The sequence below is a fragment of the Flavobacterium sp. CFBP9031 genome (genome assembly GCF_034044945.1).
In the GTDB taxonomy this organism is placed as follows: Bacteria; Bacteroidota; Bacteroidia; order Flavobacteriales; family Flavobacteriaceae; genus Flavobacterium.
Genome location: NZ_JAXCWF010000004.1, coordinates 133150 through 154519, shown reverse-complemented (window position 1 = coordinate 154519; position 21370 = coordinate 133150). Strand labels below are relative to the sequence as shown.

The window sequence follows — 21370 nt, the reverse complement described above, 5'->3', positions numbered from 1 at the left end:
TAATTTTATACGATATGTTAATTATTTTAATTGATTAGTTTATTTTATTTTATTTTGCCAACAGAGATAATAATTATCTCATTATCAAATTGACACATTATCTAATTAAAAAAAATGAAGCTAAGAGCCGATAATTTAATCAAAACCTATAAAGGACGTAGTGTTGTAAAAGGGATTTCTGTTGAAGTAAATCAAGGAGAAATCGTAGGGCTTTTGGGTCCGAATGGAGCTGGAAAAACAACGTCTTTTTACATGATTGTGGGATTGGTAAAACCAAATCAAGGAAACATCTATCTTGACGATTTGAACATTACTGATTACCCAATGTACAAACGTGCACAGCAAGGAATTGGTTATTTGGCACAAGAAGCTTCCGTATTTAGAAAATTAAGCATTGAAGATAATATCTTGAGCGTTTTACAATTGACTAAACTTTCTAAAGAAGAACAGATTGCTAAAATGGAAAGTTTAATCGAAGAATTCAGTTTAGAACACATTCGCACCAACCGAGGCGATTTACTTTCTGGAGGTGAGCGTCGTCGTACAGAGATTGCCCGTGCATTGGCAACCGATCCTAAATTTATTTTATTGGATGAGCCTTTTGCAGGAGTTGACCCAGTTGCAGTTGAAGATATTCAGCGAATTGTGGCGCAATTGAAAAATAAAAACATTGGAATCTTAATTACCGATCACAACGTTCAGGAAACATTAGCGATTACCGACAAAACATACTTAATGTTTGAAGGAGGAATTCTTAAGGCAGGAGTTCCAGAAGAATTGGTAGAAGATGAAATGGTTCGCCGCGTTTATCTTGGACAAAACTTCGAGCTTCGTAAAAAGAAATTAGAGTTTTAAGAAAGTTATAAATGAATGGTAAAAAGTGAAATGTAAATAGCTTTTTACCATTTTTTTTAATCTAAGCTTCTTAAAAAAGTTACGGATGAAATCAGAAAAACCAACTCAGGAAGATTACGATAATTGGCATAAAGATCCAAAGAATTGGTATTTCTTCAACACCTGTTATTATAATCCGAAAGACAAAAGATTGCTTCCTCCCAAAAAGATTCAATGGATGGGTTATACTATAAATTTTGCCAATCCATATTCTGTAATGCTTCTATTACCTTTTATAATAATTGTTATTTTAGTTTTATTGAAATAAATTTAAAAAAGTATTCAGTGGTCAGTTTTGGGCTGAGACTAAAAAACTTTTTTTTTGATAAAATACTGAAAACTAAAAATCTAAAAACTGATCACTATTACTCAACCGTAATAAAATGCAATTGTTCTAAATCGCCATTGTAGATATTAACATCAACTCGGTGTTTGATTCCTGGCAGAGAAGCTTTTTCTGTAAACTGCCAAAACAGCCAATCATCTTCGATTTTCTCTCTGTAGAAATTATAATTGGCAATCCAGAAAAGATATTCGCTAAACTCTTCTTTTAAAAAATCAGAATAATATCGTTCACCTGAATAAATTATTGGACGAACCTGATAGTGTTTTTCGACTTTATTCAACCAACGTTTCAGCCCTTTTTTCAAACTATCTAAAGGCTGATTTTTAGGTAATTTTTCGATATCTAAAACTGGCGGAAGATCTCCCTTTTGTAATTTTACTGTTTTGATAAAAAGATCTGCTTGTTCTATAGAATTTTCGTTAGGACGATAATAATGATATGCGCCACGCATGATTTTATTTTCTTTTGCTCCTTCCCAATTTCTTTTGAATTGTCTATCTACACGATCATTCCCTGCAGTTGCACGAATAAAAACAAATTGAACCGGGTATTTCTCATCTAAAATTTCGACTTCTTCCCAATCGACTTTTCCCTGAAATTCGGACACGTCGATTCCAATTACTTTTCCTTTATGATTTTCAAGAACACGAATATTTCTAACATCAGAAAGGTGTTTATCAACCGCATCTTCATCTAAAACCTTTTCTGTTTTAAAACCTAAATAATAAGCAAGTCCTTTGCGATAATGATAAATTATCCCAATGAATAAAAGTCCGAAAAAAATCAATAAAAGTCCTCGAAAAAGTCTGCTCAGAAAAGATCTTCCAGCTGGTTTTCTTGAATATGTTTTACGATAAGTCGTTTTTCTTGCCATTAAACAGAATTACTTTTTCAGAAATAGATTATTGATAATAGACAGTAAAACGTAGAAAACAATAATCAGCGGAATTGCGATGTAATGAAGTAATACCCCTAACAATACTGAAACAATCAAAAACACGATTTGAAGTGCATTGTCTTTTAAGCTGAATTTTTTAATTTTTAAAGAAAATAATGGAATTTCAGCATTCATAATGTAAGCGCTACCCAAAGTAACAAGTAATAAAACCCACTGATTTGTTAATAATTCAAGAATTACAAGAGACGAATCTGCATACATATCCAGAACTATTTGCAAACTAATAATAAAAATGGCATTTGCAGGAGTTGGCAAGCCAATAAACGAATCTGTCTGACGCGTGTCTATATTAAAGTTGGCTAATCTGTAGCAGGCGCCTAAAGTTATAATAAATCCTAAAAAAGGAACAATTGCTTGATTTCCTAGTTGATCACCGCCTCTAGCAAACATACTGTACATGACGTAACCTGGTACAACGCCACTTGTCACCATATCTGCTAAAGAATCCAACTGTAACCCAAGCGGACTTGAAACTTTAAATAATCTGGCAAAAAAACCATCGAAGAAATCAAAAAAGATTCCTAAGCAAACCATGTAAAAAGCCATTAAAAAATCTCCTTTAGAGACAAAAACAACTGCGACACAGCCACAGAAAAGATTGATTAATGTAATTAGATTTGGTATATGCTTTTTAATATTCATAGCTTAAAGTTTTGATAATGGAAGAGAACAAATTTAGTATAATAACTCGATGCAAAACGAGTTTTTTCGAGAGTTTTTTATTTCAAAGTATGACTTTCGGAATATTTAACTAAAGGAACTTATTAGATGAGTAAAATATTATATTTTTGATAAAAATTTAAAAACAGGCCTCGATCTGCAAAAACATATACGTTGAAGAAATATTTAGTGTTTTTATTACTTTGGAGTTGTACTTTTCAGTATGCACAAACTGTTCGAAAATATTCGAATGAATTTATGAATATTGGTGTCGATGCCGCGGCTCTTGGAATGGCAAGTGCTGTAACTGCTTCTAGCAATGATGTAAATTCTGTTTACTGGAATCCTGCAGGTTTAACGCATCTTGAAGATCATCAAATTAGCTTAATGCACGCCAGCTATTTTGCGAATATTGCGCAATACGATTACATAGGCTACGCAAGCCCCATTGACGACAGAAGTGCTTGGGGAATTTCGCTGATCCGTTTTGGAGTCGACGATATCATGGATACCACACAATTAATAGATAATCAAGGAAATATAGACTATAATAGAATTAGCCTTTTCTCTACTGCAGATTATGGTTTTACTTTTTCTTATGCTCGAAAACTGCCTGTTGACGGATTTCAATATGGTGTAAACGCAAAAGTAATTCGAAGAGTAATTGGAAAATTTGCTAATTCGTGGGGATTTGGATTTGATATTGGACTTCAGTTTGAAAGAAACGATTGGAAATTTGGTTTAATGCTTCGAGACATTACCACAACTTACAACATTTGGAATATTGATGAAGAAGAATATGCCAAAATCGCTAATGCAATTCCAGGAGAAAATAAAGAATTACCAGAAAGCACAGAAATAACACTACCAAAAGCACAATTGGGAGTTTCAAAAAGATTTGATTTTCATAACGAATGCAGTCTTGTGACTTCTGCGAATTTAAATATGCGATTCGAACAGACAAACGATATCATTTCTTCAAAACCTATAAGTATAGACCCAGCTCTAGGGTTTGAGTTTGGCTATACCGATTTGGTTTTTGTTCGAGCTGGTGCAGGAAATTTTCAGAATGTAACACAATTGGACAATACTGAAAAAGTAAACTTTCAGCCTAATATCGGTTTAGGATTTCGATATAAAGGCATACAAATTGATTATGCCTTAACTGATTTAGGAAATCAAAGCACTGCGTTGTATTCTAATATTTTTTCGCTGAAAGTAGATTTAGGTATCTTTAGATAATAATTAGAAACCAAAAAACATTAAAATTTTAAATCATGAAAACTGTCATGTCCAAAAAAGCACTTTTTATTTTATTATTCTTATCCAGTTTTATTGGTTTCAGCCAAAGTTTAGCTTTATCTAAAGACGCTAAAATTAGCATTCTGACTTGTGGACTTGGAAACGAAACGTATTCTTATTTCGGACATACAGGAATTAGAGTTTTAGATCCTGGAAACAATTTTGACGTTGTTTACAATTACGGAACTTTTGATTTTAGAACTCCAAATTTTGTTCTAAAGTTCGCAAAAGGAGATCTCCAATATTTTGCAACAGTACACTCTTATGCAGATTTTTTTAATGAATACACTTATGAAAAAAGAAGTATTTATGAGCAGGAATTACTGATTTCTCAAGATTTAAAACAAAAACTTTTCGACCAATTAAATGCAGTTTTAGCTTCTGACGAGCGTTATTATACTTACAAATTTATCGACAAAAACTGCACTTCGATGGTTGTTGATGTGGTAAATAAAACTTTAGGCGGAAATGTAATTGCTAAAACAGAAGACACAGACAAAACCTATCGCTCTATTCTGTTTCCTTACTTTGATGGTCATTTTTATGATCAGTTGGGAACAAGTATTATTTTTGGAACGAAAGTAGATCAAATGGGAACAAGAATTTTTCTTCCATTTGAATTGAAAAACAGTTTGGACAAAACTACTTTCCAAAATAAGCCTCTCGCTGCCAAAAGCAAAACGTTATTAGAATTTACAAAAGAGACTCCAAAATCTTTGTGGAATAACATCTATACGTATCTTTTTATCTTACTTTTTGTAATCTTCGCCAGAAACAAAACAGTTGATAAAATCTACTTTTTGATTTTATCTCTTATTGGAATATTCTTTGTTATTATGGGATTTTATTCTTTTCACCAAGAACTAGCAATGAATTATAATGTATTATTATTCAGTCCGCTTTTATTGCTTTTAGTATTGTTTTCTATTTTCAAAAACAAATTATGGACTTATCGCTTTTCGTTAATCAACTTTGTCCTTTTAGTGATTTACTTTTTGTTTTTGATTAACAAAGCACATTTCTTCATCACTTTACCGTTAATCGTTACAAGCGGAGTGGTTTTAGTGCGAACAGCTATTCGCAACAAAAAACCAATTCCGATTATAATCTAAAAAATATTATTGACCTCTGTAGAACAAAACCGTAGTAATGGTTTTGAAAGTGATACTCAAATCAAGAAAAACACTTCTGTGCTTTATGTAGTATAGATCGTATTGAAGTTTAATCAAACTCTCATCTATAGATTCTCCATAAGAATAATTAACCTGCGCCCATCCTGTAAGTCCAGGCTTAATTACATGGCGTGTTTCATAAAAAGGCATTACAGCCGCGATTTCTTCAACAAAAAAAGGACGCTCAGGCCTTGGACCAATTACGCCCATGTCTCCTTTTAAAACGTTAATAAATTGAGGCAGTTCATCGATTCTTGACTTTCGCATAAATTTACCAAACGGAGTAACCCTTTTATCATTATGAACAGCAAAAACAGCTCCATTGGTTTCTGAATTCTCTGTCATGGTTCTAAATTTATAAATCTTGAAAATATCACCATTTTTCCCTACTCTTTCTTGAGTATAAAAAAGACTTCCTTTATTTGCAAAGATGTTGCAAATAAAAATTATTGGTATAAAAACTAGGGAAATTAATAGTCCCAACATAGAAAACATGATTTCTATAAGCCGAACAAAAGACAAATAAAGTTTATTGCTATTACTTCTGCTAAAAGGAAAAAATCTATAAAAATCTTTTTCTATATGATGAACTGGGATTCGTTGTGTTTTACTTTCGTAAACCTGAGTATATTCTCGTATAATAGCTCCCTTTTCTAATAAATGAAGCAGTTGCTGATATAAATCTGGAGTGATGCCATCTGTATTTTGAGAAGCAATTATGATTTCTGAAACATGATGTGTCAATACAAAATGTTCTAGAGCATCCTTCTTTATTTCTTTTACGTAATGAAAATCTAGATTTTCATCTGCAATAGAATCGGAGTTTACAAAACCAATAATTTTATAATGCGGATCGACATTCTCTAATCCTAAAACTAATTCTTCAACTTCGCTTTGGTCACAAATCAAAACTACACTTTGAGAAAAACGATGAGAGGCTAGAAAGTAACAGTAAAACAAACGCCATACCAACAGCGTAATTAATATTGTAAAATAAAATATTAATATAACGAGCCTCTGTTTAGGCAATACAGGAGAAAGAATTGGTGTAAACAAATAAGCGAGAACAGTAGCAGTGACAGTAAAAATGACATTCTGCAGAATCTGAAGCTGATTGCTTGCCACTTGTAAATTATAAATTTCAAAAATTACTCCGAAAATATAAAGATAGGCAATTAGTAAAAGAATACTCAACGAGCTGTGAATATCAAATTCAAAATAATGATAGTCAAATACTGAACTTAATAGATATAACGCGGATAAAATAAAAATAGCATCAAAAGAAAGAAGCAATATCTTCCTCTCCGAAATTTCAAAATGCATTTTCTTTTTTGAGAACATCATTTGTAGGTTTTAATTGGGTTAGGGCAAAGCAAATGTATCGCAAAAAAATATAACTAATTTATTAATTTTCTGTTTCTTCAGGAATTTTCACTTGCACAAAAAGAAGCGATAATGCATATATAAATGCAGGGGCTGCTGTTCGCATTGCCGCATGATTTATTGTTAGCAACCAAAAAAAATAAAATGATAAAAAATATAAATGCTGCTTATTTTCTATATACAAAACAAAGGGAGTAACTCCAATTATTAATAGTGCAAAAATACCCATTAATCCATGTTCAGAAAAAAGTCTAGTTACTTCGTTATGTGAAGCAATTGCTACTCCAAGTTGATCTGCTCTTTTTTCTTTACTAAGTCCAGCACCAACACCAAAAATGGGATTATCTAAAAAAAGTGCAATATCAGCATCCATTATTTGCTCTCTACCTCCTAGTCTATCTTTCTTTTCTCTTCCTAGCATATCTTTATTAGCATATCTTTTCTCTATAAGACCTCTTGTTTGAAAAGAGCTATAAATCCAAATACCTATTCCTAAAGCAATTGTTAAAGTAAAAACTAAAGTAAATTTTCTTCTACCTTTTGCATTTGAAAAATAATACAATAAAAACAACAGACAAATAATCATTACTACACCAGTAATAATTCCTCCTCTAGAAAAGGTGACAATCCCTCTATAGCTTATAAAAACAAATAACCCTCCATTTATTAGCAATTCTATTTTAGTTTTTGAAAACAAAATCATTTGTGTAAAGAAAATAAACATTCCTAACCCTAATATAGTTGACACTTGATTTGGTCCAAAACCACCTGAAGTCTCAAAATTTGATTGAGTTCCTACTACAACATCCTGTATATTAGGAGTATATAGAAACAAATATACAGTTGTAGAAATAATAGGAAATCCCATAACTAATAATAGCTTTTGGAGATCATCGAGAGTAATTTTCCTTCCAAATACATATATTGAACATATTGCTAAACAAAGTGGTCCTGATAAATTAAAAAATAAAACTCTTTTAATATCTATTTGTGTATCTTGATAATTGGCAGTAATTAGAATAGAAGGAATTAGGAGTGTCAAAAAAAACAAGTAAATTAATGCACTTTTGGAGAAATTACTATATATCAAACCAATAAACATAAAACCAATAACACAAAATTTTGCGTATTCATTATTAAAATTCCCTCCCGTCATTCGAAGGAAAACCTCAGCTCCCACCAGATATGCACTAACAAAAAGCACTTCATTGTTCCTGTTTTTGTTTCTAATGATTAAAATAACGCCTATTAAAACAATTAACAAAGCATATATTTTTGAAAAAAAGGGAATAACAAAAATAATTAATGCTAATAATGCATGAAAAATGATTACGGCTAAATAACTAAGTTTTGTGTTTTTCATTGTAAAGTATTTACTTCGTAATAGCAGTTAAAGATTTTAACCATATGAGGTACTCTTTTAAAATTGATTCTTCACCAAAATTTTCATTTACATAAAAATTTAACTGGTTTCCTAATGACCTACGGATGTGTTGATTCTCAATCAATATTTGAATTGAATCTACAAATTGACTTAAATTATTAGAATCTATTATCACCCCTTCTTTAGAGGAAGGAATAACTTTTGAAATTTCACCAACATTGGTTGCTACAACAGGTAAATTAGCTAGTCCATATTCTAAAACAGCCAAAGGAAGCCCTTCTGAAAGGGAAGTTAAAACTGCTATTTCGTTTTGTTTTAACAATTGCTGGACGTTATTTACTGCTCCATAAAAAAATACATTTTCAGAAAGCCCTTTTTCTTTAACCAGTTCTAATAAATTAGCACTATAGGAATCATTAAAATCCTTTCCCACTAAATGAAATGTCCATTCTGGAAATTTTTCATGAATTTCCTTTGCTCCTTTAATCAATAACTCATGATTCTTTTGAGGGCGTAAATTTGCAACACAGATTATTCTTTTGCCGTCTATTCCTTTTAACTGAAAACTATCAAAAAAAACAGTTGGTTTGATTATAAAGTTTGGAAAATAAATAAGGTTTTTACAATTCAAATAATTCTGAGCCCATTTTTGTAGAGAATCGTTTACAGAGATAATTCCTAAAAAGAGAAAAGATGAAAATTTTAATGTCAAATTTTTTCGTAATGAAAGATTTTGCGAAATTCCATAATGGTCATGCCAGATTATTTTAATCCATGGCATTGTTATTTTTACTAAAACTGCAATAAAAAAAGAAGAACTATGCGCATGAATAAAACCAACTTTATTTCTTTTGACATAATTTCTTAATCTAAAAATTGCTCTTAAATCTATAGCAGATTTTTTTTTCAAGAATAAATATTTAACTTTTGGATCCACATGCTCTAAAAGTAAACCTTCATTTCGTGTTGATATTAATCCTGAAAACTCTATTTTATTAGCAAGTGAATTTGCATAATTTACAGCCATACGTTCTGCGCCACCAACCTCTAAAGAATCTATAATCTGTACAATTCTCATTTTATTATCAATTTTGCAATTTCATTTTCAAAAACATCTGTAGTAAAATTGCGAGACCATTCTGTAGCTAGTTGGCTTTTCTTTAAAAAGGAATTTTGATTAATTATTAAATTCTCTATCTGTTCTATATCTTTATTCAAATCCATTTCAAGTAAAACCCCGCGTTTATCGGAATCTAGCATATATGGAACACATGAAACTTTTGTAGCAATTGGAACGCACCCCCAGAACATTCCTTCTGCAATGGCTTTTGGCCATCCTTCACTTTTTGAAGGTAAAATTACAAAATGACTCTTTTGATAAGCTGCTTTCAACGTTTCTTTGTTCTGATTTCCTTTTAAAATGACATACTTCTCCAATTTATTCCTCTGAATATAATTTTCTAGAGAATCTCTTTCTACACCCTCACCATACAAATCTAATGTTACATTATGTCCATTCTTTAGCAATGCCATAATTAATTTAACAGCATATAATGTTTTTTTACCAGCCACTAAACTTCCAACAAAAACAAACTTTATTCCGTTCTTAAAATCAGCTTTGTCAAAGCTGATTTTTTCAGATTCTGAATAAGTAGCTGTAAAAAATGACTTTATATTCTTTGATTGATTTCCCCAGTCTCCATACACTAAAACCTGCATATTTCTTGTTAGAAATGTATTACTAAGTATCCATTTTTGCAAACGATAGCTCCAAGACTGTTTACTTTTAGAATCCCAATTCCCAGCATATTTAGCTGTTTTAATTTTATTTGGAAAAAGAACCTGAACAAAGCAACCAATTAGACCCATGTTTCCTGGGCATCTTAAATGAATATGATCTGCTGTTTTCATTGCCCAAAAGATCTTCCAAAAAATTAATGGTAGCTTTAATATCGTTAAAACAACTTCTCCCACACCTGTTAAATTAAAGCTTAGAGTCTTTTTAAAACTAATATTAAAATGAGTGTAGGCAAGATCTATAGCTGTTGGGTCTCCTTCCGATAAAGGAGCAACTACTATAATTTTATCTGCATATTTCAGCCAAATGTTCATTTCGCGAACATATGGGGCATAACCGAAATATTTATTATTATTTTTTAAATGCCTAACATGGCTAATTATGACAAACTTCATTTAAATCTAGAAAAACTAATCTAATTGCTTTGACTTAAAAGTCATAAAATTAGATTCATTATTAATTTTCATCTCTTTAAGGTACAAGTTGCTAAGAAATTCACTCACAATTTTTTTATTTCCCTCTCCTTTTATACTTTTTCCAATAAAAGCACTTTTGTTGTAATATTGATCTCCTCCTTCTCCCATGTCAAATCCATAAACTTCGAGCGGTTTATTTGCTTTAAAAGCCAAAATAGAAGCTATTAGCAATGTATTAAAACCAGAGTTAATACTTTTATATGTAAAATCAAATTCTTTTTGAAGAGTTGAAAAGAGCTCTGCATTAAGTGATTCGGAACTTTTACAAAAATTGAAATTTGTGATTAAAAATTCTCTTTTTAAGCGAGATCTATTAGTTATATAATTATAAACTTTTTTAAATGAAATATAGTTCGTTTGCGAATTATTGTTGAAAATCCAAAATATTGTTCCTTTCCATTTTTCAGTTCCTTTAAAAGATTTCAAATATTTAACTAGATAAAATTTATCATGCACTATATAAATGTGTGGTTTTGAGTTCACAATATTTATAGAATCGTTACAACAAAAATAAAGAGTCTCATCATCTAAATTTAATTTCGTGGCACTTGGTCCACTTGCAACAACAGCAATTTTTTTATACTGCTCGATTTGAAAGTAATCACAAATAGAAGTTAAGGAATCGTAATTATCATATTCGCTCTTTCTTTTAATAACCGAACTTGTGTAAGGTTTAACAATATGATAGAAATAAATATAATTTCTCTTTCGAAAAAGTGAGAATAAATTCATAAATATTATTTTTTTTCTTTAGGAGGATTAATTATAATTGAAAACCAACCATATATTCTTCCTAATGTTTCTGTAATAGCTTCTTTCTTTTTCTTTGTGCTAACAATATTACTTGCTCTAATTATAATTAATAGCCAAGCTATCAAATTCCATTCTATTCTAGATTTAAATCTTGGCTTTGGAAAAGCAACTCGCCAAACATACCATCCATTTCTCAGAACCATTTTTCCATATTCAAATTTATTTGGTCGTCCAGCCTCATCATGATAATGGTAGAGTTTTGCGCTTGTATTAACATATATATTTCCTAATTTAGAAAGTCTGAATGTGAAATCAGTATCTTCATAAAGACCATAACCTTCGAAATATTCTGAAAATTTAATTTTATCTAAAATTTCCTTTCTAAAAGATGAAACACCTCCAGAAAAAGATTCCGTTGGATAGATTTTGTTAGTTGGAGGAAAAAAACTCAGAGCTTTAGCATTACCTGACTCAGGCATAAATCCTGGAGGGCAATCGTCTAACAATCCCATTTTTTTTCGCAATACATACCTTTGAGAATACTTTCGTTTCCAACCATCATAATAAAAATGATTATATTGAAGAGGTTCGTTTTCTAAATTTAAACTCCACGCGGCATTATTATTTATGATATATCCTGCAGCTCCAAGTGCAGAAGGAAAAAGGTTGTAGGTATTTAATAAATTTTCAAAGTAATCAGTTTCTAAGACAATATCATCATCTAAAAAACAAACAATTTCAGAATCACTTGCAACCTTAGAAATACCAAAATTGCGTTGTCTTGTTAAGCCCCTATCTCTATCAGAAACTAAAAAATATTTTAAATTCTTAAAATTATTTTTGTCTAGAGCTTTTTTTGTTTCTTTATCTAATGATCCATCAATGATTAAAATTTCATCTGGATATTTACTTTGAATATTTACTGAGTTTAATAGCTTAACTAATGGCTCAGGACGCATATATGTACAAATAATCAGTGAAAATTTCATTTTTCAACATTTAATTTATTAGCCCAATATTGGCTTTTTGACCATTGCTTTTTGTAACTAGAATAATATAGCAATGGGTTTCTAATTTTTTGAACTTTATAATATTTAAAGAATAAAATAGTTCGATACCCCTCAATCTGTTCTTTAGTAAGATTTAAAATCTTATTTAGCATTACTGTCGGAGAAGGTTTTGGCTGAATTTTCTCATCTGCCCAAGCCAAAATATGTTTTGTTCTAAAACCACCGATTGGCGCCTTTAGATGAAGAATTTCTGGTTTTGGAGAATAGAGAATATCATGCCCTAAATTTCTTAGTTGCATTCCGAAATCACTGTCTTCTCCATAACCAAATTCAAAACTCATATTATAAGAAAGTGTTTTTATATTCTCTGCCTTTACGATACTACAGCCTGAACCAAAACTGCCCCATTGAAATTTCTGTTTTATTTTTTTATTTAAGGGGTAATCTGGTTGATAGCATCCTAAAGTAATTTGTTCGATTCCCTCTTTTTTAATTACCTGAAATGTTTCTTCCAAAAAGTCGGCTTCTATTCGAATATCATCATCTGCCATAAATACCCATTCGCTTTTCACTTCTTTCAGGGCCAAATTTCTTGCATTACATGCTCCAGTTTGCTGCGTAAAAATATGTTTAATTTGGAATGGCCAATCTTCACTCAAAATATAGTCAAGTTCTGTAATACTGTCTTGAACAGGATTTTGCTCCACAATAACAATACGCGCAGGCAAAATTGTTTGCAAGGAAAGATCTTTTAGAGTGTCATATAAATATTTTTTTCGTCCAATTGTTGGAATGATTACGTCTAAAGTTCCTTTTTCAATTGCTTTATTTTTAGATTCGGCTTTAATTTCATGGAATGTATCTATTTTCAGACCTCTTTTCTTGTAAAAAAAAGACATTAAAAAGGGAAAAATAGCCAATGTTCTTTTATAAAGAAACAGATCTAAAAAAAGTAAAAATATCCAACGTGTTTTATAATGTTGTTTTACAAATCTAAAAAGTAGGCTTCTATTCTCTTTATGCTTTGGAAAAATTTTCGAGCAGTCTTTTAATAATTTAGGGGCAGAATAACATAATAACCCTTTTGACATTCCTAATCTTGCTATTGAGTTTAAAAAATAGTCAAAATCTGCATCTACCTTTATCTGATTCTTTAAGAGCAATAAAATAGAAGAATGAATTCCTCCTACATTGCTACTCATCATCCAAGTGGGGTAACTTACTTCTTTATTTATTTTTAAAAAAGGTGACGAATCTACATATCCAATATTATTAGAAATAAAATTATTTGGAGATAAATTATAGGAAGCCATTATCTTTTCTTGATGAAAAATCTCATCAATTTTCTCAAAATTCAGATGCAATTCTAATGAGATATGACACCAAATAATTAAATCTTGCGGAAATCGCTCTGCAATTTCAATTAGATTTTTAGCAATACTTTTGTTTTCAGAGTAAACATTTTTTGTTTTTGCTCCAACTTTAACTATTTTGTTATTTTGATGATAAACAATGATCACGTTGTCTTTTTATTGGAGTTTATAATATTTTGATAAAAACTAATGTTTTCAAGAGCAAGCTTATTTATATTAAATTTTTCTTCAGCTCGTTCTCTAGCTTTTTTTCCTAGTTGTAAGACCAAAGAATCATCTTTAAATAATTGCGTAATTCTTTCAGCATACAAATTGTGATTTGAAGGATGCACAAGGTAACCGCTTTCCTTGTCTCTTATAAGTTCTTGAGACCAGCCAATATTGCTGTTTACAATTGCTTTCTGCATAGCCATAGCTTCTATTGTAACCATACCTAAAGTCTCAGCATAAGTTGGAAACACGCATACATTTGCTTTTTTTATATGCTCCTGAATCTCATTGTATGGGATTTTCCCTAGATATTCGACATTATTTAAATCCCCCTTAGCAAACAACTTTTTCATTAATTCCCAAGTTGATTTAGAGTTGGTTTTTATATCGAAAGAATCACTTCCTATTAGAAGAAGTTTTGTTTCTGGAAAAACATTTCGCACTTTGCTAAAAATTTCTGGCAGTTCTAACACACCTTTTTTTCTAATTAGAGTACCAATGTAAAGAATTGTGTGCTTTTCAAATTTTTCTGGCTCCGTATTTTCAAATTCATTAATATCTAAACCATTATGAATGGTCTGGATTTTTTTCCCTTTTATCTTAAAAAGCTTTTTTGAAACTTCTCCAGCAAAAGTTGTTGGCGATATAAATGCCTGAGTATTCTTTATAGCCAATTTTTCAAACCAAAAATTTTTAAGTTTTTGTTTTCTATTTTCTAAGTGACAGAAATAAGTATCACTTCCGTGAAAACGAATTACTAAAGGAATTTTAAAATTCATAAATGCCGTAATTCCAGTCCAATCTGCGGCTTCAATTATTTCAATATTCTCTTTTTTTATAATTTGATTACAGAATTTCTCAATATGTTTACGATACAAATACCATCCTAAAAATTTATATTTTATTTTTTTTATCCGATAAATTTTGATCCCATTGGCATCTATAATTTCTTGTACAGGCTGATTATAAATAAAAATACTAATGTTGTTTCCTGAATTATACAGTGATGTCGCCAGATTTTTAATACTTGTCCCTATTCCTGCTGTTTGTGTAATACTAGGGTGAGAGTATTCGGGAGTTAGAAATGCTATATGCATAATTATTTATTAAAAAAATCTTTTAAAATTTTTGCTGTAAATAATCTGGCTCCCTCATCTGTCATGTGTCCACAAGAAGAAAAGTATTTGTTTTCAATAACTGTATTTTCGTAATTATGAATCTCTGGATATGCTTTTTTTACTTTGTCAAAATAATTCATTCCCACAACATTCTCGCATAAGGGCGTCATAACAGCAATAAAATTGATGTTGTTCTTTTTGCATATATCTTTAATTTCCTCGTAGTATTTATTATGCTGTAGTGGATTCAGATTGGCAATATTATTTTTCATATTGCCAATTTTATGTTTTTCTAATGGGTGATATCCTAAATTTTCTAAAGAATTTGTTTTCTTGTGTATAGCTGTAAAAAATGTTTCCCTAAAACCAATTTTATTATCATATTTTAAATATCGATAAAACGGAATATAATATAATTCATTGAATTTTTTTTCATTCTTATAGCGCTCTCTTATTATTTCAGAATTATGAATGTAAGGCAAAAACAGAGCTGCAATTCCTTCAGCTTGATGATCGCTAGAAAGATTTAGATCTGCTTCCAGAATTACATTTTTGATTTCATATTTTCTTTCAATCATCAATTTCAACATTAAGGAAGCTTCAAACAAATGCCCACCACTCATTCCATAGTTGAATGTTTTTAACCCTTTGTCTTCAAACATTTGCGATACAAAATGATTATTCGCTCTTGAAGAACCCAAAATCACGACATCATACTTTTTTGCTTTAGAGTTAAAAACGGTTTCGATTTTTCCGCGGTTTCTTGACTGCATAAAAACATAAGTATATAATCCGTCCAAAATAGTTGCTAAAGAAACTGTTAAAATAAAAATTCCTAATATGTATAATAAAAACTTCTTCATTAAAATTGGAAATAAATAAATTCTTTGTAATCTGAGTAAGTTCCAAAAGCGATAATAGCGATAATAGCTAAAGCCATTTTAAGCATACTCCTTTTTCCTGAAATTGGCTCTACTTTGGTTTTATTGTTCCATTCAACCAGAACGAACAAACCAATCATTAATAATAATTCATAATTGTATCGTTCATTATCTAAATACTGAGCACTAAACTCTCCATTCGTAAATATTTTTTTTAGATATAAAAAGGCATCCGTGATTGTTTTTGCTCTAAAAAATACCCAAGCTACACAAGTCAATAAAAAAGTGGTTAAAATGCTAAATAGGATTCTAACAGAATCAAAGTTCCATTTTAAAGTAATAGAATCCATATTATTTCTATTACTATTGGACAATAATAAAGGAAGGAAATAAAGAGCATTTATAAATCCCCAAACAATGTATGTCCAGTTGGCACCATGCCAAAATCCGCTAACAATAAAAATGATAAATGTATTTCTAATTTTCATCCAAAGGCCACCTTTGCTTCCTCCTAACGGAATATATAAATAATCTCGAAACCAAGAAGAAAGCGAAATATGCCAACGGCGCCAAAACTCTGCAATATCTCTTGAAAAATAAGGGTAATTAAAATTCCTCAATAACTCTAAACCAAATAATTTAGAAACTCCCAGTGCTATGTCTGAATATCCAGAAAAATCTCCATAAATCTGAAAAGCAAAATAAACTGCTCCTAAAATCAATGAAAAAGAATTCATTGACGGATAATGATCAAAAATGGCGTTTGCATAAACGGCACAGGTATCTGCAATAACTACTTTTTTGACTAATCCCCAAACAATTTGACAAACTCCTTCTTTTGCTTTTTCAAAATTAAACTCGCGCTTTTCTTTTAACTCAGGCAATAAATGCGTCGCTCTTTCTATTGGTCCTGCTACCAAAAGAGGAAAATAACTCACGAAAAGCGAATAGTCTACAAAATTATATTCTGCTTTAATTCTTTTATAGTAAATATCAATTACATAAGATAATCCATGGAAAGTGTAGAAAGAAATTCCAACAGGTAAAATTACATTCAGTAGCATTGGACTTACCTTAAAGCCTAAAGAAGTAAACATTTCTGCAAATGAAGCCGCAAAGAAGTTATAGTATTTAAAAATTCCTAAAAATCCTAAATTCACTAAAATACTAAGCCAAAACCAAAATTTCCGTCCCTTTTCTGAGTTGCTTTTCTCAATTTGAATTCCTGTAAAATAATCTAAAAATGTAGAAAAAACCAGCAGAAACAGAAATCTCCAATCCCAGCAAGAATAAAAATAATAACTGGCAACAATCAACAAAGCATTTTGTGTGCTTTTCGTTTTATTGAAGACAAACCAATACAAGAAAAAAACGATAGGTAAAAATATGGCAAAAGCCAAAGAGTTAAAAAACATAACTTAAAATGATTTTATAATAAATTAGTCAGCAATTAATTCTATTGCTTCCCATATTCTATTTGAGGCTTTTGTAGGAGAGCTCTGGTTTATAATTTCAAACCATTGTTGAGCATGTTCAATTGTTTCATTGTTGCCTTCTAGTCCTAACCTAATTTTATCTGCAATTTCATCAACAGAATTCAACCAAATAACTGCTTTTTTACTTGGCATCGAACGAAAATGCATATAGTTATAAATTTTTGAAACCGACCATTTTTCACTAACTCTATTCGGGACATCATAATTTATGTAAGCACATGGTTTTTTAAAACACGCATAATCAAACACCATTGAAGAACCGAGGTTAACCACCATCTCTGTATGAAAAATTGTACTCGCATGTAATTTAACATCTTCTTTCGTTGGTAAGATAGTATTCCATTGTTCACCTATTTTTTCCCAAATGGGACTAATTGGAACTATTAGATCTTTATTTCTGGCCAAAACCTCATCAAATCTGTTTGAAAAATCTACAGGACAGCGTCTGAATATTAATCCAAGTGATTTATTATCTTGTTCATTTATCTTTCTTACTGCATCTGCTACATCAGATAGGTATTGCGGATCATCTGGACAAGTTGTGATATCATCTCCTGAATAACAGATATATTTTTTGTTTAAATCTAATTTATAATGATTGAAAAACTGGACCTTATCAATAAGATTTTTTTCGTCAAAATGACTTTCAAATTGAGGTGTTCCTACAACAAAAATCTGTTTTTCCTTTATATCTGGATAGTATTTAAGGAGTTCTGATTTCATGTGTTCACTCCAAACAAAATAGTAATCAGTTTCAACCACCATTGTTGCTTTAGGCAAATTATCCCAAGAAAAGATAAATGTTCCTGTTGGGATTTTTAGTTCTTTTGCCGCTAATAATGGAGCAATAGCCAATACTGGTCTTTGATTTGTACAGAAAACAAAGTTTGGTCGTTCTCTTTCGAGTGTCTGCAGACATTGTTTATAGAAATCGGTTTTCTTTTCTATACTTTTTATTTTTGATTTAACTTTTATTAATCCTCTGTCTGAGTTGTATAATGAAATCAAAAATCTGGCAAAATAACTTTTAAAAGCCCCTTTTACACTTTTATAGGCAAAAGGAAATCGATATGTGTCATAAACTTTATCGTTCTCTCTTCTTATATTGAGATTTAGCTCTATATGTTTCCTAGCGTTTTTATAACTATCAGTTAAAGGGCTTGATTTAGCATTATTTATTTTAATCTCCTTAAAACCTAAACTAAGTAAATCAAATGGAGTATTATTCCAGTATGTTATATCAAATTTCTTTTCTAATCCTGTTTTATAAAAATTAGAGAAAGCAAAATTTCGGAGTCCAACTCCGTCTGGAAGAAGAATAAAAATCTTTTTAGGCATTAACTGTCTCTGAATTGTTTTTGGTGATTAAGTTGCCAAATATCCGATTTCTGAAGACAATTAAGAAATAATTCTGCACTATTTCCTTGTCCAAAATCATTATCAGATTTTTGTACTATATGAGAGTCTATAACAGAAAGAGCTGCTTCGATTTCTTTTTCACAATAATCAATATTTATTATATCGGCATGTACAGCTCTGTTTTGTTGTCTAGTACCAATATTGATAATCGGAATACCATAATAAGGCGCTTCGCGAATACCGGCACTACTATTTCCAATGATGAATTTGCTGTTTTTTAAAAGAGTTAAAAAATATTCAAACCGAAGCGAAGGAAAAATTTTAAATCTTTCATTATTTTTTAACTTTTCATAGCTATCCAAAATAAATTGACTTCCTAAATCATTGTTCGGATAAATAACTACATAATTGTGATTATCGTTAAGCAATGCAGAAACAAAATTTTCTGCATATTGTTTCATTGCATTTACTTCTGTTGTAACCGGATGAAACATTACAATTGAAAAATCAGCATATGGAATATTATAATAATCTTTTACTGTAGCCAAATCTGGCAGTTGTTCAGAAAACATAATATCAATATCCGGAGAACCAATTGTAAACACTGATTCTTTTATCTCACCCATTTGAATAAGTCTTTTTTCAGCTTCAGCATTAGATGCAAAATGTATATGACTTAGTTTGCTTACACTATGTCTTATCAGTTCATCTACAGTTCCTGAAACTTCACCTCCTTCAATATGCGCTACGAGAATATTATTAAGAGAACCAACTATTGCACCAGCCAGAGTTTCTACACGGTCTCCGTGAACGACGATCATGTCTGGTTTTATTGTATTACAATAACTTGAAAATCCTTGGATCGTTTTTGCAAGAGTGAGATCCATTGTGGTTTCATGAGTATGATTCACAAAAGTATGGATGTTTTTAAAATTGCATCGTTCAATTTCAATTAAGGTATAGCCATATTCTTTCTGTAAATGCATACCAGTCACAAAAACAAAAATCTCAAATTCTTTCTGTTTTTCGAGAATTGCAATTAATGATTTTATCTTCCCAAAATCGGCTCTTGTACCTGTTAAAAAGAGGATTTTTCTCATTTAACAATATAAGAAATAGCGTGAGAAAAAGGAAGTTTCTTAATTTCAGCATTGTTTTGAAAAAAATCGTCTACTGCTTTATTTGTTCCTGCAAAAGCTCCATAATCATCCAATATGATTATTCCTCCTGTAGTAACTCTTTGATAAAGCTTTTCCAGAATATGTTTTGTCGGCTCATATAAATCAACATCAATATGTAAAAGTGAAATTTTAAGATGTGGATTTTTCTCCAAATATTCATCTAATGTCACTAAAATATCGCCTTTAATAATATCTACATTTTTATGCAAACCCTGCTTTTGTAGGAGTTCGTTAATTTCTTCCAGTGATATACTTTTTCCTCCATTTGTTTCCTGAACAAATGCATCTCGTTTTTCTTTGTCTTCTTCAAAATTTGCTTCTGGAAAATCACCAAAAATATCAAATCCGATTACTTTTCGACTATTCGTCTGCTCAAGTAAATCACGAAATTTTATCCATCGGAAAAAAGAATTTCCTTTGAAAATACCAAACTCTACTATTTCTCCACGAACATTGGAAGTTTGCTTAAAAAATTCTAAATGAGTGATAAACTTACTAAATCTTGACGGATCTGCTGTAGCATAAAATCCGTTTTCGTATGCAAATTTTTTATCTAAATCGTATAATTTATCCATTAGTTTAAATCGTTATAATCTAATTGTTCATCGTTTTCAATATCTCTTGTAGCAGTTTTTCCCAAGATATCATTAAAATTTTCAGCTAAAATTTTTCCAGTACCAGGGCGTTTCACCCAAATATTATCTTTGGTAAAGATTTCTCCTTTTTTAATTGATGCTATCGAACAAACTGTTGCAAAAGCAAAATCAATTGTGACTTGTTCTTCATCTGCCGGTTTTTTTGATCCTCCACGCATTTGAGCCATTTCTGCGCTTGAAATAATTAATTCACGACAGGCACTTTCATCCATACTGCATATAATATCCGGACCTGTACGCTGCATATGATCTGTAAAATGTCTTTCTAAAATACTGGCACCTAAAGCTACGGCTCCTAAACAAGCATTATTATTTAAAGTGTGATCACTTAATCCAAAAACTTTGTTTGGAAAAGCCTGATTCAATTCGACCATCGCACCAAAACGAACTAAGTGAATTGGTGTTGGATATAAATTTGTAGTATGCAATAAAGCAACTGGAACATTATATTTATCAAATACCGCTACTGCTTTTTGAATACTTTCAATCGTATTCATTCCTGTACTCAAAATAACAGGTTTTCCAAAAGAAGCAATATGCTCTAAAAGCGGATAATTATTACATTCCCCAGATCCTATTTTGTAAGCAGGAATATCAAACTTTTTTAACCTTTCAGCTGCCGCACGAGAAAATGGCGTTGAAATAAAAATCATGCCTTTGCTTTCTACATAATTTTTAAGTTCTAATTCATCTGCTTCGTTAAGCGAACAGCGTTCCATAATTTCATATATTGAAACATCTGCATTTCCTGGAATAACTTTTTTGGCAGCACCAGTCATTTCATCTTCAACAATATGCGTTTGATGTTTTACAACTTCTATACCTGCTCTATAAGCAGCATCTACCATTTCTTTTGCAACTTGAAGAGATCCTTCGTGATTAATTCCTATTTCGGCAATCACTAATGGCGGGTAATCTAGGCCAATTTTGCGGCCTGCTATTTCTATGTATGGATTCATT

At 30.8% G+C, this 21370-nt stretch carries 20 protein-coding genes; 4 read left to right on the top strand and 16 right to left on the bottom strand.

Features of this window, described 5'->3' with window-relative positions; all coding sequences use genetic code 11:
* The first annotated feature begins 114 nt into the window (after positions 1 to 114).
* A complete protein-coding gene (gene lptB, locus SOM12_RS08440) occupies positions 115 to 855 on the top strand; it encodes an LPS export ABC transporter ATP-binding protein (protein WP_029272155.1) in 741 nt (246 codons plus the stop codon).
* Between the two features lie 85 nt (positions 856 to 940).
* Positions 941 to 1162, top strand: a complete 222-nt coding sequence (locus tag SOM12_RS08435) for a DUF5808 domain-containing protein (RefSeq protein WP_095929367.1) — start codon at positions 941 to 943, stop codon at positions 1160 to 1162.
* A gap of 97 nt (positions 1163 to 1259) precedes the next feature.
* Here SOM12_RS08435 and SOM12_RS08430 read toward each other — a convergent pair whose 3' ends face one another.
* Positions 1260 to 2114 carry a glycoside hydrolase family 25 protein gene (locus SOM12_RS08430; protein ID WP_095929366.1) on the bottom strand — a complete coding sequence of 285 codons (855 nt, stop codon included), beginning with the start codon at positions 2112 to 2114 and terminating at the stop codon, positions 1260 to 1262.
* A gap of 9 nt (positions 2115 to 2123) precedes the next feature.
* Positions 2124 to 2840 (bottom strand): CDP-alcohol phosphatidyltransferase family protein, encoded by a 717-nt coding sequence (locus SOM12_RS08425; protein WP_095929365.1) that lies wholly within the window; start codon positions 2838 to 2840, stop codon positions 2124 to 2126.
* Positions 2841 to 3116: 276 nt separating this feature from the next.
* Between SOM12_RS08425 and SOM12_RS08420 the strand changes: the two genes are divergently transcribed.
* Both SOM12_RS08420 and SOM12_RS08415 read left to right on the top strand, forming a co-directional pair.
* On the top strand, positions 3117 to 4100 hold the full coding sequence (locus SOM12_RS08420; protein ID WP_095929557.1) for a PorV/PorQ family protein: 984 nt from the start codon (positions 3117 to 3119) through the stop codon (positions 4098 to 4100).
* Positions 4101 to 4135: 35 nt separating this feature from the next.
* Positions 4136 to 5272, top strand: a complete 1137-nt coding sequence (locus tag SOM12_RS08415; RefSeq protein WP_095929364.1) for a DUF4105 domain-containing protein — start codon at positions 4136 to 4138, stop codon at positions 5270 to 5272.
* Positions 5273 to 5278: 6 nt separating this feature from the next.
* Here SOM12_RS08415 and SOM12_RS08410 read toward each other — a convergent pair whose 3' ends face one another.
* The 14 genes from SOM12_RS08410 to neuB form a co-directional block, all read right to left on the bottom strand.
* Complete coding sequence (locus tag SOM12_RS08410; RefSeq protein WP_320493313.1) at positions 5279 to 6673, bottom strand: sugar transferase; 1395 nt, start codon at positions 6671 to 6673, stop codon at positions 5279 to 5281.
* A gap of 64 nt (positions 6674 to 6737) precedes the next feature.
* On the bottom strand, positions 6738 to 8078 hold the full coding sequence (locus tag SOM12_RS08405; protein ID WP_320493052.1) for an O-antigen ligase family protein: 1341 nt from the start codon (positions 8076 to 8078) through the stop codon (positions 6738 to 6740).
* A gap of 10 nt (positions 8079 to 8088) precedes the next feature.
* Positions 8089 to 9177 carry a glycosyltransferase gene (locus SOM12_RS08400; protein ID WP_320493051.1) on the bottom strand — a complete coding sequence of 363 codons (1089 nt, stop codon included), beginning with the start codon at positions 9175 to 9177 and terminating at the stop codon, positions 8089 to 8091.
* Positions 9174 to 10292, bottom strand: coding sequence for a glycosyltransferase (locus tag SOM12_RS08395; RefSeq protein WP_320493050.1), 1119 nt, complete (start codon positions 10290 to 10292; stop codon positions 9174 to 9176). Before SOM12_RS08395 ends, SOM12_RS08400 begins: the two co-directional genes overlap by 4 nt.
* Before the next feature lie 15 nt (positions 10293 to 10307).
* On the bottom strand, positions 10308 to 11105 hold the full coding sequence (locus SOM12_RS08390; protein ID WP_320493049.1) for a hypothetical protein: 798 nt from the start codon (positions 11103 to 11105) through the stop codon (positions 10308 to 10310).
* Positions 11106 to 11110: 5 nt separating this feature from the next.
* Positions 11111 to 12115 (bottom strand): glycosyltransferase family 2 protein, encoded by a 1005-nt coding sequence (locus tag SOM12_RS08385; RefSeq protein ID WP_320493048.1) that lies wholly within the window; start codon positions 12113 to 12115, stop codon positions 11111 to 11113.
* Complete coding sequence (locus SOM12_RS08380) at positions 12112 to 13656, bottom strand: glycosyltransferase family 2 protein (RefSeq protein ID WP_320493047.1); 1545 nt, start codon at positions 13654 to 13656, stop codon at positions 12112 to 12114. Before SOM12_RS08380 ends, SOM12_RS08385 begins: the two co-directional genes overlap by 4 nt.
* Positions 13653 to 14816: a glycosyltransferase family 4 protein gene (locus SOM12_RS08375; RefSeq protein WP_320493045.1), complete on the bottom strand. Its 1164-nt coding sequence runs from the start codon at positions 14814 to 14816 to the stop codon at positions 13653 to 13655. The genes SOM12_RS08380 and SOM12_RS08375 overlap by 4 nt, the downstream gene beginning before the upstream one ends.
* Positions 14817 to 14818: 2 nt before the next feature.
* Complete coding sequence (locus SOM12_RS08370; protein WP_320493044.1) at positions 14819 to 15700, bottom strand: hypothetical protein; 882 nt, start codon at positions 15698 to 15700, stop codon at positions 14819 to 14821.
* Positions 15700 to 17133: an MBOAT family O-acyltransferase gene (locus SOM12_RS08365; RefSeq protein WP_320493043.1), complete on the bottom strand. Its 1434-nt coding sequence runs from the start codon at positions 17131 to 17133 to the stop codon at positions 15700 to 15702. The genes SOM12_RS08370 and SOM12_RS08365 overlap by 1 nt, the downstream gene beginning before the upstream one ends.
* A 24-nt stretch (positions 17134 to 17157) precedes the next feature.
* Positions 17158 to 18552, bottom strand: a complete 1395-nt coding sequence (locus tag SOM12_RS08360) for a UDP-glycosyltransferase (protein ID WP_320493042.1) — start codon at positions 18550 to 18552, stop codon at positions 17158 to 17160.
* A complete protein-coding gene (gene neuC, locus SOM12_RS08355) occupies positions 18552 to 19673 on the bottom strand; it encodes a UDP-N-acetylglucosamine 2-epimerase (RefSeq protein WP_320493041.1) in 1122 nt (373 codons plus the stop codon). The genes SOM12_RS08360 and neuC overlap by 1 nt, the downstream gene beginning before the upstream one ends.
* Positions 19670 to 20329, bottom strand: coding sequence for a TylF/MycF/NovP-related O-methyltransferase (locus tag SOM12_RS08350; protein ID WP_320493040.1), 660 nt, complete (start codon positions 20327 to 20329; stop codon positions 19670 to 19672). Before SOM12_RS08350 ends, neuC begins: the two co-directional genes overlap by 4 nt.
* Positions 20329 to 21369, bottom strand: coding sequence for an N-acetylneuraminate synthase (neuB, locus tag SOM12_RS08345; RefSeq protein ID WP_320493039.1), 1041 nt, complete (start codon positions 21367 to 21369; stop codon positions 20329 to 20331). The genes SOM12_RS08350 and neuB overlap by 1 nt, the downstream gene beginning before the upstream one ends.
* Position 21370 lies beyond the last annotated feature (1 nt).

What these genes read in the sequence shown, in the direction of transcription:
- lptB (WP_029272155.1), top strand. Translation starts at nt 115, where the DNA reads ATGAAGCTAAGAGCCGATAATTTAATCAAAACCTATAAAGGACGTAGT.
- SOM12_RS08435 (WP_095929367.1), top strand. Translation starts at nt 941, where the DNA reads ATGAAATCAGAAAAACCAACTCAGGAAGATTACGATAATTGGCATAAA.
- SOM12_RS08430 (WP_095929366.1), bottom strand. Translation starts at nt 2,114, where the DNA reads ATGGCAAGAAAAACGACTTATCGTAAAACATATTCAAGAAAACCAGCT.
- SOM12_RS08425 (WP_095929365.1), bottom strand. Translation starts at nt 2,840, where the DNA reads ATGAATATTAAAAAGCATATACCAAATCTAATTACATTAATCAATCTT.
- SOM12_RS08420 (WP_095929557.1), top strand. Translation starts at nt 3,117, where the DNA reads ATGAATATTGGTGTCGATGCCGCGGCTCTTGGAATGGCAAGTGCTGTA.
- SOM12_RS08415 (WP_095929364.1), top strand. Translation starts at nt 4,136, where the DNA reads ATGAAAACTGTCATGTCCAAAAAAGCACTTTTTATTTTATTATTCTTA.
- SOM12_RS08410 (WP_320493313.1), bottom strand. Translation starts at nt 6,673, where the DNA reads ATGTTCTCAAAAAAGAAAATGCATTTTGAAATTTCGGAGAGGAAGATA.
- SOM12_RS08405 (WP_320493052.1), bottom strand. Translation starts at nt 8,078, where the DNA reads ATGAAAAACACAAAACTTAGTTATTTAGCCGTAATCATTTTTCATGCA.
- SOM12_RS08400 (WP_320493051.1), bottom strand. Translation starts at nt 9,177, where the DNA reads ATGAGAATTGTACAGATTATAGATTCTTTAGAGGTTGGTGGCGCAGAA.
- SOM12_RS08395 (WP_320493050.1), bottom strand. Translation starts at nt 10,292, where the DNA reads ATGAAGTTTGTCATAATTAGCCATGTTAGGCATTTAAAAAATAATAAT.
- SOM12_RS08390 (WP_320493049.1), bottom strand. Translation starts at nt 11,105, where the DNA reads ATGAATTTATTCTCACTTTTTCGAAAGAGAAATTATATTTATTTCTAT.
- SOM12_RS08385 (WP_320493048.1), bottom strand. Translation starts at nt 12,115, where the DNA reads ATGAAATTTTCACTGATTATTTGTACATATATGCGTCCTGAGCCATTA.
- SOM12_RS08375 (WP_320493045.1), bottom strand. Translation starts at nt 14,816, where the DNA reads ATGCATATAGCATTTCTAACTCCCGAATACTCTCACCCTAGTATTACA.
- SOM12_RS08370 (WP_320493044.1), bottom strand. Translation starts at nt 15,700, where the DNA reads ATGAAGAAGTTTTTATTATACATATTAGGAATTTTTATTTTAACAGTT.
- SOM12_RS08365 (WP_320493043.1), bottom strand. Translation starts at nt 17,133, where the DNA reads ATGTTTTTTAACTCTTTGGCTTTTGCCATATTTTTACCTATCGTTTTT.
- SOM12_RS08360 (WP_320493042.1), bottom strand. Translation starts at nt 18,552, where the DNA reads ATGCCTAAAAAGATTTTTATTCTTCTTCCAGACGGAGTTGGACTCCGA.
- neuC (WP_320493041.1), bottom strand. Translation starts at nt 19,673, where the DNA reads ATGAGAAAAATCCTCTTTTTAACAGGTACAAGAGCCGATTTTGGGAAG.
- SOM12_RS08350 (WP_320493040.1), bottom strand. Translation starts at nt 20,329, where the DNA reads ATGGATAAATTATACGATTTAGATAAAAAATTTGCATACGAAAACGGA.
- neuB (WP_320493039.1), bottom strand. Translation starts at nt 21,369, where the DNA reads ATGAATCCATACATAGAAATAGCAGGCCGCAAAATTGGCCTAGATTAC.